Genomic DNA, 14746 nt, shown 5'->3' with positions numbered 1-14746 from the left:
CGCGCCCCTGAGATCGCCATCGCGGGCAAGCCTTGCTCCTACAGACGGTGATGAATATCACAACAACAAATGTCCCTCTGAGATAACACCCTTGAGCATTCAACCCAGCACTTATTCACCTGATATCGCGGTGCCGATCGACAAACGTGTCTTCGGCGGTCGCGATCTGTTTTCCCTGTGGTTCTCCCTCGGCATCGGCCTGATGGTCCTGCAGACTGGCGCACTGCTCGCACCGGGCCTGGGCCTGTCCGGCTCGTTGCTGGCGATTTTCCTCGGCACGCTGGTTGGCGTTCTGTTGCTGGCAGCGGTCGGTGTGATCGGTAGCGACACCGGCCTGTCGTCGATGGCCGCGCTCAAACTCAGCCTCGGTGCCAAGGGCGCAAGCCTGCCGGCGGTGCTGAACCTGTTGCAACTGATCGGTTGGGGCTCGTTCGAAATCATCGTCATGCGCGATGCCGCCAGCCTGCTGGGCGCGAAGGCGTTCAGCGACGGTAGCGCAATGTCCAACCCGATACTGTGGACGCTGTTCTTCGGCGCCCTGGCAACCTTGCTGGCTGTCAGCGGACCGTTGACCTTCGTGCGCCAGATCCTGCGTAAGTGGGGCATCTGGTTGCTGCTGGCTGCGTGCATCTGGCTGACCTGGAATCTGTTCGCCAAGGCTGATCTGGCCGCGTTGTGGGCACAGGCCGGTGACGGTTCGATGCCGTTCGCCGTGGGCTTCGACATTGCCATCGCCATGCCGCTGTCGTGGCTGCCGCTGATTGCCGACTACTCGCGTTTCGGCAAGCGCGCGAAAAACGTCTTCGGTGGCACCGCCATCGGTTTCTTCATCGGTAATTTCTGGCTGATGAGCCTGGGTGTCGCCTACACGCTGGCGTTCGCGCCGAGCGGTGAAGTCAATGCCTTGCTGTTGGCGCTGGCGGGTGCCGGCCTGGGGATTCCGCTGCTGCTGATTCTGCTGGATGAATCGGAAAACGCCTTTGCCGATATTCACTCGGCGGCGGTGTCCAGCGGGATTCTGTTGCGCTTGAAAGTCGAGCACCTGGCGTTGGCCATCGGCGTGGTCTGCACCTTGATCGCCTTGCTGGCGCCATTGGCGCAGTACCAGAACTTCCTGCTGTTGATCGGCTCGGTGTTCGCACCGTTGTTCGGCGTGGTGCTGGTGGACCACTTCATCCTGCGCAAACGCAGTGGCCAGGTGGCGTCAGCCGCATTGCGCTGGCCGGCGCTGCTCGCCTGGCTGGGCGGGGTCAGCACTTATCATCTGCTGGCCAATCTGTATCCGGACATCGGCGCAACCCTGCCAGCACTGGTGGTGGCAGGGCTGCTGCAACTGGTGCTGGGTCGGGCCTTCAGTTACGGCCGGGAAACAGCTCGGGCTTGATAATGCCGTTCAGGCGAGGGTAGGGGATCTTCAGTTCGACATGGCCCAGCGCGTAAGGCGCGATGCTGCTGGTTTCGTACTTGAGGATCACCCCGCCATAGGTAAGCGCCACGTTCTGGGTTTTCTGGAACGGCCAGCTCTTCACGAACTCCGGTTCCTGATCGAGCTTGGTGCTGATCAGCCAGCTGTTGTGCGCCACTTGCGCGGCTTTCCAGAACGCTTCTTCCTGCCCCGGCACCAGCATGTCCGACAGCGTCAGCACTTTATGCTGCTGGCGTGAATAGTTGATGAAGCCGCGACCCGGCGTGCCGTGAGCACCGCCCGTGTCCAGGTAGCTGGACAATTCGACAATCACCAAGCCGTCATGCTGCTCGCGTACTTTCGCTTGCAGGTAGCTGCTGTTGCGCGGGCCGGCGGTGCGCAAAAACTGTTCGCGATAGGCCGCCAGCGTCGGCGCCACTTGCGCATCGGGCGAGGTGCGGGTCATTTGCAGCAGGCGTTTTTCGATGATGCCATCCAGCTGTGGCTCGGCCGGGAAGTGCACGGTGTCGATGTTCACCAGCGGGCAGTCCTGGTCCGAGCAGCCTGGCTTGAGCTGTTCGGTGGCGTCGCGGGTGGTTTCCAGCGGCGCCCTGTAGTTGGGCTGGAACAGGCTCTGGCAAGCGCCCAGGGTCAGGGCGATTGCGGCCACGGAGGCGATTTTAAAAAGCGACATGGGTGTCCTTCATAAAACAGGGAAAGGCAAAAAGTTACCCGCTTCGACTCTCAACGGGGCAGTCAGTTCGCCACTAAGCTAATTAGAGTGGGTTTCGCCCTCACCGTCTATCCCGCTGACGGGAAAGGGGCTGCATCAAACGTCACGGGCGCGTTAGGATGGCGCGAAGTCGAGGCCCGGGAAAAAGGTAGCCTTGAACAGGATTTGTAGAACGAGGATTGTCATGACTGATTTTGCCAACGCCATTCCGACCGCCGTCGATATCGTCCGGCGCGAAAAATGCTTCGAGGGTTTTTACAAACTCGATCGCGTGCACTTGCGCCACGAATTGTTCGCCGGCGGCATGAGTCGTGAAATCAGCCGTGAACTGTTTGTCCGCCACGATGCGGTGTGTGTGCTGCCTTATGATCCACAGCGCGACGAAGTGGTGCTGATCGAGCAGTTTCGCGTTGGCGCCATTGGCAAGACCGACAATCCATGGCTGATCGAACTGGTCGCTGGTCTGATCGACAAAGACGAACAACCGGAAGAAGTTGCTCACCGCGAAGCGCAGGAGGAAGCTGGGCTTGTGTTCGGGGCGCTGTGGCCGATGACCAAATATTTTCCATCACCGGGCGGCAGCAACGAATTCGTGCATTTGTACCTGGGGCGTTGTGACAGTAAAGGGGCCGGCGGCCTGCATGGGCTGGAGGAAGAAGCAGAAGATATCCGCGTCACGGTGTGGGCGTTTGAAGATGCCTTGCAAGCCGTACGCGACGGACGTATTGCCAACGCGGCCACCATCATTGCCTTGCAATGGCTGGCTTTGAACCGCGTTGAAGTGAGGGGGTTATGGTCGTAAACAAGCTGCGCGATCGCTATCGGGTGGACCTGGTGGGGCTGCAAGCGTCCTGCGAGGCGAATTACGCGCGCCTGATGCGACTGCTGCCGGACATGCGCAGCGAGCCGGCGGCGCGGCGCATAGCCGTGACCCATGGCGACCAGATGCTGGGCGTGCTGGCGCTGGAGGTGCTGCAGGTCTGTCCGTACACCACCACCCTGCAAGTGCGTCAGGAACACAGCCTGCCGTGGCTGCCGGTGCCGCAACTGGAAGTGCAGGTCTATCACGACGCCTGCATGGCCGAAGTGGTCAGCGCCGAACATGCACGACGCTTTCGCGGCATCTATCCTTACCCGAACGCCTCGATGCACCAACCTGACGAAAAGGCTCAGCTGAACATGTTCCTGGGCGAATGGCTGAGTCATTGCCTGGCGCTGGGGCATGAGTACGAAGTCGTACGTTAATTCTGAGCCGCGTTGTGAACTGCGTCAGGTTCACAGGTTTCCCCTTTCGAGCGTCCCCCAGCATAATTGCGCCATTCATCCGATCCCGTGATCGCGCCCTGGGAGAACACCTTGTCGAGCGTATCCACATTGTCCACCGCCGAACCGGCGTTGCTGGTGCAACTCTCCGACAGTCATCTGTTCGCCGAGGCGGGCGGTACGCTGCTGGGCATGAACACCCGCGACAGTCTGCAAAAAGTCATCGAGCTGGTGCAGGCGCAGCAGCCGCAGATCGATTTGATCCTGGCCACCGGTGATCTGTCCCAGGACGGCACGCTGGAGTCTTACCAGCAGTTTCGCGACCTGACCCGACAACTCGATGCGCCGGCGCGCTGGATTCCCGGCAATCACGACGAGCCGCAAATCATGGCGGTGGCCGCGGTGCAAAGTGCTTTGCTTGAGCCAGTGGTGGATATCGGTAACTGGCGGGTCACGCTGCTTGATTCGGCGGTGCCGGGTTCGGTGCCGGGTTACTTGCAGGATGAACAGTTGCAGTTACTGGCCCGTTCGTTGAGCGAAGCGCCGGAGCGCCATCATCTGGTGTGCCTCCACCACCATCCGGTGTCGATCGGCTGTGCGTGGATGGAGCCGATCGGGCTGCGTAATCCCGAAGCGTTTTTTGAAGTCCTGGATCGTTTTCCACAGGTGCGCGCCGTGCTGTGGGGGCATGTGCATCAGGAAATCGATCAATTGCGTAACGGCGTGCGTCTGATCGCTTCGCCGTCGACCTGCATTCAGTTCGAACCCGGCAGCGAGGATTTCAAGGTCGGAGAACAGGCGCCGGGGTATCGCTGGTTGCGGTTGATGCCTGATGGGCAGCTGGAAACCGGAGTGGAGCGGGTCATCGGCTTCGATTTTACGGTGGATTACGGTTCCAACGGTTATTGATGCAGTAAACTCCCGCCTTCTTTACCCGACGCACAGGGAGTCCAAATGTCCGGTTCGATCCTTTATATCCACGGTTTCAACAGCGCGCCTGCATCGAAAAAGGCCACTCAGTTGAGCGAAGTGATGGACCGTCTGGGCCTGAGCGACCAGTTGCGTGTACCTGCATTGCATCATCATCCCCGTGAGGCCATCGGTCAGCTGGAACAGGCGATCGCCGAGCTCGGTCGGCCGCTGCTGGTCGGCAGCTCGCTCGGCGGCTACTATGCGACTCACCTGGCCGAGCGCCATGGCCTGAAAGCCCTGCTGATCAACCCTGCCGTCAGTCCGCACCGGATGTTCGACGGATTCCTGGGAACGCAGAAAAACCTGTATACCGATGAAACCTGGGAATTGACCCACGACCACGTGACGGCCCTGGCCGAACTGGAAGTGCCGGCGCCCCAGGATCCGCAGCGTTATCAGGTATGGTTGCAAACCGGTGATGAAACGCTGGATTATCGCCTCGCCCAGCAGTATTACCGGGCCTGTGCCTTGCGTATCCAGGCCGGCGGCGACCATAGTTTCCAGGGCTTTGCCGCACAGCTTCCAGCCATGCTGACGTTTGCCGGCATTGGCGCAGATTTGTATCAGGCGATTGATTTCACGGCTCTGTGAAACCTCGCCCCCTATTTTCAATGAACGACTGACGACGAGACCCCATGGCCACTCCCAGCGCTAGCTCTTATAACGCCGACGCCATCGAAGTCCTCTCGGGCCTCGACCCGGTGCGCAAACGCCCCGGCATGTACACCGACACCAGTCGGCCGAACCACCTCGCCCAGGAAGTCATCGACAACAGCGTCGACGAAGCCTTGGCCGGGCACGCCAAATCGGTGCAGGTCATCCTGCACGCCGATCATTCGCTGGAAGTCAGCGATGACGGCCGTGGCATGCCGGTGGACATTCACCCCGAAGAGGGCGTGTCGGGCGTTGAGCTGATCCTCACCAAGCTCCATGCGGGCGGCAAGTTTTCCAACAAGAACTACCAGTTCTCCGGCGGTCTGCACGGGGTGGGTATTTCGGTGGTCAACGCCTTGTCGACCGAAGTCCGAGTGCGTGTAAAACGTGACGGCAACGAATACCAGATGACCTTCGCCGACGGCTACAAGGCCACCGAGCTGGAAATCGTTGGTACCGTCGGCAAGCGCAACACCGGCACCAGCGTGTTCTTCGCGCCGGACCCGAAATATTTCGATTCACCGAAGTTTTCCATCAGCCGCCTCAAACACGTACTCAAGGCCAAGGCCGTTCTGTGCCCGGGGTTGCTGGTCAGTTTTGAAGACAAGGCCACCGGCGAGAAAGTCGAATGGCATTACGAAGACGGCCTGCGTTCCTACCTGGTCGACGCGGTCACCGAGTTCGAACGCCTGCCGGACGAACCGTTCTGCGGCGCTTTTGCCGGTAACAAGGAAGCGGTTGACTGGGCGCTGCTGTGGCTGCCGGAAGGCGGCGACGCGGTGCAGGAAAGCTACGTCAACCTGATCCCGACGGCGCAGGGCGGCACTCACGTCAACGGTTTGCGCCAGGGCTTGCTCGACGCCATGCGCGAGTTCTGCGAGTTCCGCAGCCTGCTGCCGCGCGGCGTGAAGCTGGCGCCGGAAGACGTCTGGGAACGCATCGCTTTCGTGCTGTCGATGAAAATGCAGGAGCCGCAATTCTCCGGTCAGACCAAAGAGCGACTGTCGTCCCGCGAAGCAGCGGCGTTCGTTTCCGGTGTGGTCAAGGATGCATTCAGTCTGTGGCTCAACGCTCATCCGGAAATGGGTCTGGCGCTGGCCGAACTGGCGATCAACAACGCCGGTCGTCGTCTGAAGGCCAGCAAGAAGGTCGAGCGTAAACGCATCACCCAAGGTCCGGCACTGCCGGGCAAGCTTGCTGATTGCGCCGGGCAGGACCCGATGCGGTCCGAGCTGTTCCTGGTGGAAGGTGATTCCGCCGGTGGTTCGGCCAAGCAGGCGCGGGATAAAGAATTCCAGGCGATCCTGCCGTTGCGCGGCAAGATCCTCAATACCTGGGAAGTCGACGGCAGTGAAGTGCTGGCCAGTCAGGAAGTGCATAACATCGCTGTGGCTATCGGTGTCGATCCTGGTGCGGCGGACATGAGCCAGCTGCGCTACGGCAAAATCTGCATCCTCGCCGACGCCGACTCCGACGGCCTGCACATCGCGACCTTGCTCTGCGCCTTGTTCGTCCAGCATTTCCGCCCATTGGTGGATGCCGGTCACGTCTACGTCGCCATGCCGCCGCTGTACCGCATCGACCTGGGCAAAGAAATCTACTACGCCCTCGACGAAGCTGAACGCGACGGGATTCTCGACCGCCTGGTGGCGGAGAAGAAACGCGGCAAACCGCAGGTCACGCGATTCAAAGGTCTGGGTGAAATGAACCCGCCGCAGCTGCGCGAAACCACCATGGACCCGAACACCCGGCGCCTGGTGCAACTGACTTTGGGCGATGATTTCGACGCGACCTCGGAAATGATGGACATGCTGCTGGCGAAGAAACGCGCCGGCGACCGCAAGACCTGGCTGGAATCCAAGGGCAACCTGGCGGAGGTGCTGGGCTGATGCGCTTGGGCTTTGCCCTGGCGTGTGCGTTGCTGCTGACCTCGATCACGGTGTCTGCCGAGCCGATACCGCAACTGCGTCTGTTGTCCGAGCATGCCATTGACGGCATGCGCGGCGGCAACCTGTCCGGGCTGGCGCAGTGTGGCAACAAGGAACTGTGGGCGGTATCCGACCGCGACGACGATCAGATCTATCGCCTGGATATCCAAGGTGGCGTCTGGCAGGCGGAAACCGTGGGCATCGGTGTGCCTGTTGTACCTGACAGCGGTTTACCCTGGGGGCTGCGTTCGCGGGCCTGGGCGGCATCGTTCGTGCGTGGCGGCGATCTGGATTTCGAGGGCATTACCTGCGATAGCGCGGGTAATCGCTATGTGGTCAGTGAATCCCATGCGGCAGTCCTGCAAATCCCTCCCACCGGGCCGACGTCCTGGCTGAAGATTTCGCCGCTGATGGTTCGCGAAGCGCGGGCCAGTGGCATGTTGTTGCGGTTCAATGCGCTGTTCGAAGGGCTGGCGGTTAATCCTGAAGGTGACAAATTGTGGTTGGCCGCCGAGCGCGATAGCCGCGGGTTGCTGCTGATCAAGCGCAAGCAGACGGTCTGGGACTGCGACGGCGGTTGCGTGCTACTGAGTGAGGCCGGGAAAGAAATGCAGCCCGCACAATTTCCCAACGCCAGAGCCGCGTCCCGGGACTTTGCCGACCTTTCACTGTTCAACGGCAAGCTGTTTACCCTTGAGCGCAATGCGTACGAGATTTGCCGTCGAGATGCGGTGACAGCCAGGGTCGAGCGCTGCTGGTCGTTTGCCGAAGAGATGCTGCAGGAAAATCGGCGCTATCCACAGCCTTTTGGCCTGGCGGAAGCGCTGGTGGTGGACGCTGACGGTGCCTGGATCGGCATCGACAACAATACCGGTATCCGCGCCGATGGCGAGGTTCGTCCGATCGTCTATCGCTTTGCCGCGCCTGACGGTGGCTGGAGCGCCAAGCCGTGAGTCAGCAAGCGCCGGGAAAACGCGCCGGTCGCGTGTTGATGGTGCTGGCCTGGTGCGCGGCACTGTTTCTGGCGACGCGGTTTTTCGGTCAGTGGGAAGAGCGTCAGCAAAACCCGAATGTGGTGGTGAGCTCGGAGCAGGGCGACGGTTTTATCGAGGTTAAACTGGCGAGCAACGCCCAGGGGCATTTCGTCGCCAGCGGCCATATCAACGGTCAGCCGGTGGATTTCATGCTCGACACCGGGGCGACCGATGTGGCGATCCCGGCAGAGCTGGCCAAGCGCTTGAAGCTCGAAGAAGGTTTCGGTGTGACCCTGAGCACGGCCAATGGCCTGAGCCAGGGCTATCGCACCCGTATTGACCGCCTGCAACTGGGCGACATCGTGCTGCGGGATGTCCGCGCACTGGTGGCGCCCGGCCTGCATGGCGACCAGGTGCTGCTCGGCATGAGCGCACTGAACAAACTTGAATTTACCCAGCGCGGTGGCACCATGCTGCTGCGCCAGACAACGAACCGATGAGGCCCGCATGAGCGACTCCCTTGATCTCAGCCTGGACGGTGTAGAACGCCGATCGCTGGCTGACTTCACCGAAAATGCCTACCTCAACTACTCCATGTACGTGATCATGGACCGTGCCTTGCCGCATATCGGCGACGGCCTGAAGCCCGTGCAGCGGCGCATCATTTACGCCATGAGCGAGTTGGGGCTGGACGCCGATTCCAAGCACAAGAAATCGGCGCGTACCGTCGGTGACGTGCTCGGCAAGTTCCACCCCCACGGCGACTCGGCCTGCTATGAAGCCATGGTGCTGATGGCCCAGCCGTTCAGTTACCGCTACACGCTGGTGGACGGCCAGGGCAACTGGGGTGCGCCGGACGATCCGAAGTCCTTCGCCGCCATGCGATACACCGAAGCGCGGCTGTCGCGTTATTCCGAAGTGCTGCTCAGCGAACTGGGCCAGGGCACGGCGGACTGGGGCCCGAACTTCGACGGCACCCTCGACGAACCGCTGGTGTTACCGGCACGTTTGCCGAACATCCTGCTCAACGGCACCACCGGTATCGCCGTGGGCATGGCCACCGACGTACCGCCGCACAACCTTCGCGAAGTCGCCAGTGCCTGCGTGCGTTTGCTCGATGAGCCGAAAGCCACGGTCGAACAGCTCTGCGAACACATCCAGGGCCCGGATTACCCGACCGAAGCGGAAATCATCACCCCGCGTGCCGATCTGCTGAAAATGTATGAAACCGGCAAGGGCTCGGTGCGCATGCGCGCCGTGTATCACATCGAAGACGGCGACATCATCGTCACCGCGCTGCCGCATCAGGTCTCCGGCGCCAAGGTGCTGGAACAGATCGCCGCGATGATGCAGGCCAAGCCGTCCAAGGCCCCGCAAATCGCCGACTTGCGCGATGAGTCCGACCACGAGAACCCGTGCCGGATCGTGATCATTCCTGGTGCGCGGAAGAACTTTGACCACGACGCATTGATGCAGCACTTGTTCGCCAGCACCGAGCTGGAGTCGAGCTACCGGGTCAACGTCAACATCATCGGCCTGGATGGCAAACCGCAGCTGAAAAACCTGCGGGCCTTGCTGGTCGAGTGGCTGGAGTTCCGGGTGCAGACCGTTCGTCGTCGCCTGCAATTCCGCCTCGATAAAGTCGAGCGTCGCCTGCACCTGTTGGACGGTTTGTTGATTGCCTACCTCAACCTGGATGAAGTGATTCATATCATCCGTACCGAGGAGCACCCGAAAGCCGCGCTGATCGAGCGTTTCGCCCTCAGCGAAATCCAGGCCGACTACATCCTCGACACCCGTTTGCGTCAGTTGGCACGACTGGAAGAAATGAAACTGCGTGCCGAGCAGGATGAATTGCTCAAGGAACAGGCCAAGCTGCAAGCGCTGCTGAGCAGCGAAGCCAAACTGAAGAAACTGGTACGCACCGAACTGATCAAGGACGCTGAAACCTACGGTGATGACCGCCGTTCGCCAATCGTCGAGCGTACCGAAGCCAAGGCGCTGACTGAACACGATCTGCTGCCGAACGAGAAAGTGACGGTCGTACTGTCGGAAAAAGGCTGGGTGCGCTCCGCCAAGGGCCACGAGATCGACGCCACCGGGCTTTCCTACAAGGCAGGCGATGGCTTCAAGGCACTGGCCGCCGGGCGTTCCAACCAGTTTGCGGTGTTCATCGACTCCACTGGTCGCAGCTATTCGGTGCCCGCTCACACGCTGCCATCGGCCCGTGGCCAGGGCGAACCGCTGACCGGTCGTCTGACACCACCACCGGGCGCTAGCTTCGAATGCGTGCTGATGCCGGAAGATGATGCGCTGTACGTCATCGCGTCCGATGCCGGTTACGGTTTCGTGGTCAAGGGTGAAGACCTGCAAGCCAAGAACAAGGCGGGCAAGGCCCTGTTGAGCCTGCCGAACAACGCCAAGGTGATCCTGCCGCGTGCGGTGGCCGATCGTGAACAGAACTGGCTGGCTTCGGTGACCACCGAAGGTCGCCTGCTGATCTTCAAGATCAGCGATCTGCCACAATTAGGTAAGGGCAAAGGCAACAAGATCATCGGTATCTCCGGTGAGCGTGTGGCCAGTCGCGAAGAATATGTCACGGACATCGCCGTCATCCCGGAGGGCGCCACTTTGGTGTTGCAGGCCGGAAAACGTACCTTGTCACTGAAAGCGGACGACCTCGAACACTACAAGGGTGAGCGTGGGCGTCGTGGTAACAAATTGCCACGTGGCTTCCAGAGGGTAGATGCGCTGCTCGTCGAAAACCTCAATTAAGCGTCCTAGAGCGCCGGATCTACGATTTAACGCGTAGATCGGCGCTTTGGCGCTGGAGTCGGAACGCATATTCACGGATGATATGGCCTTTCAAGCGCCGGCGTGGCCGAGCGTTCTTCATATTTATTGAGTATTTTCACTGTGGTTAGCCTTGTGGCAATCACCTGGATGGGACGATGACTGCTCTGCGCCTTCCTTTTATTTTGATGCTCGCCGGCGTTCTTGGCCTGGCGGGTTGCAGCGTTCACCAGCCGGTGTCGCTGTACCAACTGGACGCCGGAAGTCCGGTTCAGCCTGCGCAAAACGCGGGCTTGGCGGTATTGCTGGGCCCGGTGACCGTTGCTGACTACCTGCAACGCGAAACCCTGTTGCAGCGTCAACCCGATGGCAGCCTGCAAGCCTCCACCGACGGTCGTTGGGCCGGTAGCTTGTCTTCCGACATCGATCAGTTGCTACTGCGTCAGGTCGCCGGTCATCTGGACAGCCAGCGCGTGGTACTGGCGCCGGCAACTGTTGGCTTCACGCCGGATGTTCAAGTCCTGCTGACCATCACGCGTCTGGATTCCGGCCAAAAGCAACCGGCAATTCTCGATGCGCAATGGCGACTGATCGACCGCCGTGGACAGGTCCGCGACAACCGCATCATTCATTTGCAGGAACAGCACGCTGGCACCACGGCAGCACAGGTTCAGGCTCAGGGTGTGTTGCTGCAGAAACTGGCCGAACAGCTGTCGACCGCGCTCAAGCCGCTGGCCAACCAGCCACCAATCGCCGAAGCGCCAAAGAAACCGGCACCCAAGCCTGTGGCGCCTGCGGCGGAAGCGGAAAAGCAGCCGAAGATCCCGATGGCTTCGCCGATCCGTACGGATATGGAAGTGTTCCGGTTCTAAGGCACATGGATTCAAAACAAAGCCCGCCTTGTGCGGGCTTTGTTGTTTCTGTTGGTTGGAGATGATCGTTCCCATGCTCTGCGTGGGAATGCAGCCCGTGACGCTCTGCGTCACATCGGTGCCAGGCTTGAGATGAGAGGTGACGCTGGAACGCGGAGCGTCCCTAGAGGCATTCCCACGCGGAGCATGGGAACGATCAGCCCGCAGACGAGTGATCATCTGCGGGCTTCTTCACAACGGGGCTTAAGGCTTAAGCCCGACGCTCATGCATCCGCGCCAGTTGCCGCTCCAGCATCGATGGATAAGGCTCCATCAACCGCTCTACACAGCAGGCGCCTTCAGGGCTGGCAATCGGGCGGATCCGTGCGCGTTGACGGATCAGCGCGTCGTCACTGATCTTGCGTTCCACCAGCAGCAGGTTGCGGCTGTGTTGCGACAGGGCCAGGGCATCCTGAGCGGTGTCGGTCAGCAGCAGATCGATCTGGCTGAGGCCGAACAACTCGTCGCCCAAGGTCAGGCCCAGCTGCAATTGCAGGGTGATGCCGCTGTCGGCGACTTCTATCTGCAACTGATGGCCCAGCGCCCGCAGCAACTCGCCGCAGCAGATGGCATTGGTCAGGTAATCGTCGCCGCTGTCTTCGGTGTGGAACAGCATCAGCGTGCTGCCATCGTTCAGGGTGTGCAGCTCACTCTGGTAGAGCGAAGCGGCCTGGTCGAGGCAGTCGCGGTAGCGTTTGAGCAGTTCTTCCAGGCGAGTGCGCGGCAAGCGACGCAGCTGCTCCTGGGAACCCAACTGCACAGCCAGAACGGCACTGTGTTGTGGCACGTTCGATGGCGCAGGACGGGCGATCGGTTTTGCTGCGCTGTCTGCCGATTCATCGATTAAATCAGCGAAGGCATCGTCGTCATCGTCTTCGACGGTGCTGACAACCCGCCGTGGCGCCGCTTTCAACGCTGCCATCGGGCGGCTTTCGTCGAAACTCGGGTCGCGCAGGTTACGCACTTCGAAGCCCGGCTCGGCATCGTCGTCTTCGTCGTCGAACTCGGGTTCCGGCACCGGTTCCGGTTCGGTGGGCTCTGGGGCGAAATTGGCGTGCAGCTGACGCGCCAGGTCGCCGATCTCATCCTGGCGCTCGGTGGCCGGGGTGTATTCGTCGATATTGCGCAGCCATACGCGCAATTGCAGGAGCGGCGTGGAGATGTGCCGGCCCAGGCGCAGGCTCAAGGCCAGGGACAGCGCCAACAGGATCGCACTCAAGATGCCCATGCTTTGCAGGCTGATGGTCATCGGCTGCTGGAACTGATCCATGTCCAGGCTGATGCGCAGCTGACCGGCGGTCACGTCCTGGAAAGTGATCTTGCTCTGGTACATGCCCTCGGCTTCGCCCAACAGACCGTGTTTGGGACGCTGACCGGCTTCGGCAAGGATGCGGTTATCCACGCTATAGATGGCGGCGTGGGCCACCAACTTGTTTTTGGTCAGGTTGTTGAGCAGCACGTTGAGGCTGAGGATGTCGTTGGACACCAACAGCTCGGTGGCCGAGGTGGCGGTCTGCGTGGTCAGGCTTTCGCCCAGCGCATCGGCCTGCTCGTGCATGGCCTGCTTGAACTGCAAACCCATCACGCAGGCGTAGATCACCAGGGCCAGAGCGACCAGGATCACGTTATGGCTGGCGATGCGTAATGCAATCGGTACACGGCGGTGGCGCAGTGCCCGGAAGATCAGCAGGAAGAAGTTATCGGTTTTTACTGGCGTGGGCCGGTTCACTTGAGCTCGGCTCTTTTGTCCGTGAAGTTGACGCGCAGTATAGCGAGAGGCCCTAGACCGGCAAAGCGCTCACGGTGCCCGATGGTCACTGAATGTGGGTAGAATGCGGTTTTTTTCCACCTGCGGGGGTGCGCCTTGCGCGAAATCGTCCTGATAAACATCACGGGAGTCGACCGTCCGGGTCTGACTGCGGCCATTACCGGCGTTCTGGCCCAGGGTGGTGTGAACATTCTCGACATCGGTCAGGCGGTGATCCACGACACTTTGTCGTTCGGCATCCTGGTTGAAATTCCCGACACCGAGCAAGGCAAGTCCGTGCTCAAGGACATCCTGTTCAAAGGCTATGAACTGGATCAACAGGTGCGTTTTACACCGGTGTCCGAAGAGGATTACCAGCAGTGGGTCGGCAACCAGGGCAAAAAACGCCACATCGTGACGTTACTGACCCGCAAGGTAACCGCCGGGCAATTGCAGGCCGTGAGTTCGATTACCGCCAAATACGGCCTGAACATCGACCACATCGATCGCTTGTCCGGGCGCATGCCGCTGGACACCCCGGCTGACAAGGGCAAGGGCTGCATCGAGTTTTCCGTGCGTGGCGAAGCGGCCGATCCGCAGGCGCTGCGTGCTGAATTCCTCAGCGTCGCCCAAGAGCTGAACGTCGACATCGCCTTCCAGGAAGATTCGCTGTTCCGTCGCAACCGTCGTCTGGCGGTGTTCGATATGGACTCAACGCTGATCGAAGCCGAAGTGATCGACGAGTTGGCCAAGGCCGCTGGTGTGGGCGACAAGGTTTCGGAAATCACTGAGCGGGCGATGGCTGGAGAGCTGGACTTCCGCGCCAGCTTCAAAGAGCGCCTGGCCTTGCTCAAAGGTCTGGATGTCGGCGTACTGGACTCGATCGGCGCCTCGCTGCGTCTGACTGAAGGCGCTGAAACCCTGTTCGCCGAACTCAAGCGTCTGGGTTACAAGACCGCCATTCTGTCGGGCGGCTTCACCTACTTCGCCAAGCAATTGCAGGCCAAGTTAGGCATCGACTACGTGTTCGCCAACGAGCTGGAAGTGGTCGACGGCAAGGTCACCGGCGTGGCAATCGAGCCGATTGTCGATGCACAACGCAAGGCGGATCTGCTGAAAGAACTGGCACACAAGGAAGGCTTGCGACTGGAGCAGACCATTGCGGTCGGCGACGGCGCCAACGACTTGCCGATGCTGGCGATTGCCGGGTTGGGCGTGGCATTCCGTGCCAAGCCGCTGGTGAAACAGTCGGCGAAGCAGGCGATATCCACCCTTGGGCTGGATGGCGTGCTGTATCTACTGGGCTTCCGCGATCGCGACGGACAGCTCTGATACACCCGCAGTCTGTGGTTCTGCATGTAGGAGC

13 protein-coding genes are annotated in these 14746 nt (G+C 60.7%); 11 read left to right on the top strand and 2 right to left on the bottom strand.

The window, feature by feature from the left end:
* The first annotated feature begins 91 nt into the window (after nucleotides 1–91).
* Nucleotides 92–1384 (top strand): putative hydroxymethylpyrimidine transporter CytX, encoded by a 1293-nt coding sequence (cytX, locus tag ACW9JC_RS22970; protein ID WP_338584400.1) that lies wholly within the window; start codon nucleotides 92–94, stop codon nucleotides 1382–1384.
* Here cytX and ACW9JC_RS22965 read toward each other — a convergent pair.
* Nucleotides 1353–2099, bottom strand: a complete 747-nt coding sequence (locus ACW9JC_RS22965) for an RsiV family protein (protein WP_338584401.1) — start codon at nucleotides 2097–2099, stop codon at nucleotides 1353–1355. The genes cytX and ACW9JC_RS22965 overlap by 32 nt on opposite strands.
* A gap of 223 nt (nucleotides 2100–2322) precedes the next feature.
* Here ACW9JC_RS22965 and ACW9JC_RS22960 point away from each other — a divergent pair, with 223 nt between their 5' ends.
* The 9 genes from ACW9JC_RS22960 to ACW9JC_RS22920 all read left to right on the top strand — a co-directional run bounded on the left by ACW9JC_RS22960 (nucleotide 2323) and on the right by ACW9JC_RS22920 (nucleotide 11594).
* Entirely contained in the window at nucleotides 2323–2940 is a 618-nt protein-coding gene (locus ACW9JC_RS22960; RefSeq protein ID WP_338584402.1) for an NUDIX domain-containing protein, read from the top strand.
* Nucleotides 2931–3383, top strand: coding sequence for a DUF1249 domain-containing protein (locus ACW9JC_RS22955; protein ID WP_008063540.1), 453 nt, complete (start codon nucleotides 2931–2933; stop codon nucleotides 3381–3383). The genes ACW9JC_RS22960 and ACW9JC_RS22955 overlap by 10 nt, the downstream gene beginning before the upstream one ends.
* A 111-nt stretch (nucleotides 3384–3494) precedes the next feature.
* A complete protein-coding gene (gene cpdA, locus ACW9JC_RS22950; protein ID WP_457457806.1) occupies nucleotides 3495–4310 on the top strand; it encodes a 3',5'-cyclic-AMP phosphodiesterase in 816 nt (271 codons plus the stop codon).
* Between the two features lie 45 nt (nucleotides 4311–4355).
* Nucleotides 4356–4964: a YqiA/YcfP family alpha/beta fold hydrolase gene (locus tag ACW9JC_RS22945; RefSeq protein WP_338584404.1), complete on the top strand. Its 609-nt coding sequence runs from the start codon at nucleotides 4356–4358 to the stop codon at nucleotides 4962–4964.
* 44 nt (nucleotides 4965–5008) lie between these two features.
* The gene (parE, locus tag ACW9JC_RS22940; protein WP_448106115.1) at nucleotides 5009–6916 is read left to right on the top strand and encodes a DNA topoisomerase IV subunit B; all 1908 of its coding nucleotides are present in this window, start codon (nucleotides 5009–5011) and stop codon (nucleotides 6914–6916) included.
* Nucleotides 6916–7908, top strand: a complete 993-nt coding sequence (locus ACW9JC_RS22935) for an esterase-like activity of phytase family protein (protein ID WP_457457803.1) — start codon at nucleotides 6916–6918, stop codon at nucleotides 7906–7908. The genes parE and ACW9JC_RS22935 overlap by 1 nt, the downstream gene beginning before the upstream one ends.
* On the top strand, nucleotides 7905–8429 hold the full coding sequence (locus tag ACW9JC_RS22930; RefSeq protein ID WP_457457801.1) for a retropepsin-like aspartic protease family protein: 525 nt from the start codon (nucleotides 7905–7907) through the stop codon (nucleotides 8427–8429). The genes ACW9JC_RS22935 and ACW9JC_RS22930 overlap by 4 nt, the downstream gene beginning before the upstream one ends.
* Before the next feature lie 7 nt (nucleotides 8430–8436).
* Nucleotides 8437–10704: a DNA topoisomerase IV subunit A gene (parC, locus tag ACW9JC_RS22925; RefSeq protein ID WP_457457799.1), complete on the top strand. Its 2268-nt coding sequence runs from the start codon at nucleotides 8437–8439 to the stop codon at nucleotides 10702–10704.
* Nucleotides 10705–10880: 176 nt separating this feature from the next.
* Nucleotides 10881–11594, top strand: a complete 714-nt coding sequence (locus ACW9JC_RS22920; protein ID WP_457457797.1) for a PqiC family protein — start codon at nucleotides 10881–10883, stop codon at nucleotides 11592–11594.
* Nucleotides 11595–11844: 250 nt separating this feature from the next.
* Here the strand turns inward: ACW9JC_RS22920 and ACW9JC_RS22915 are convergent, their stop codons facing one another.
* Nucleotides 11845–13362: an AhpA/YtjB family protein gene (locus ACW9JC_RS22915; RefSeq protein ID WP_457457795.1), complete on the bottom strand. Its 1518-nt coding sequence runs from the start codon at nucleotides 13360–13362 to the stop codon at nucleotides 11845–11847.
* A gap of 135 nt (nucleotides 13363–13497) precedes the next feature.
* Here ACW9JC_RS22915 and serB point away from each other — a divergent pair, with 135 nt between their 5' ends.
* A complete protein-coding gene (gene serB, locus ACW9JC_RS22910; RefSeq protein WP_034148725.1) occupies nucleotides 13498–14712 on the top strand; it encodes a phosphoserine phosphatase SerB in 1215 nt (404 codons plus the stop codon).
* Nucleotides 14713–14746: the final 34 nt, after the last annotated feature.

This window comes from Pseudomonas sp. SDO5591_S426, assembly GCF_054070755.1.
Note: the sequence above shows the minus strand (reverse complement) of the source record. Positions and strands in the feature narration are given on the sequence as shown.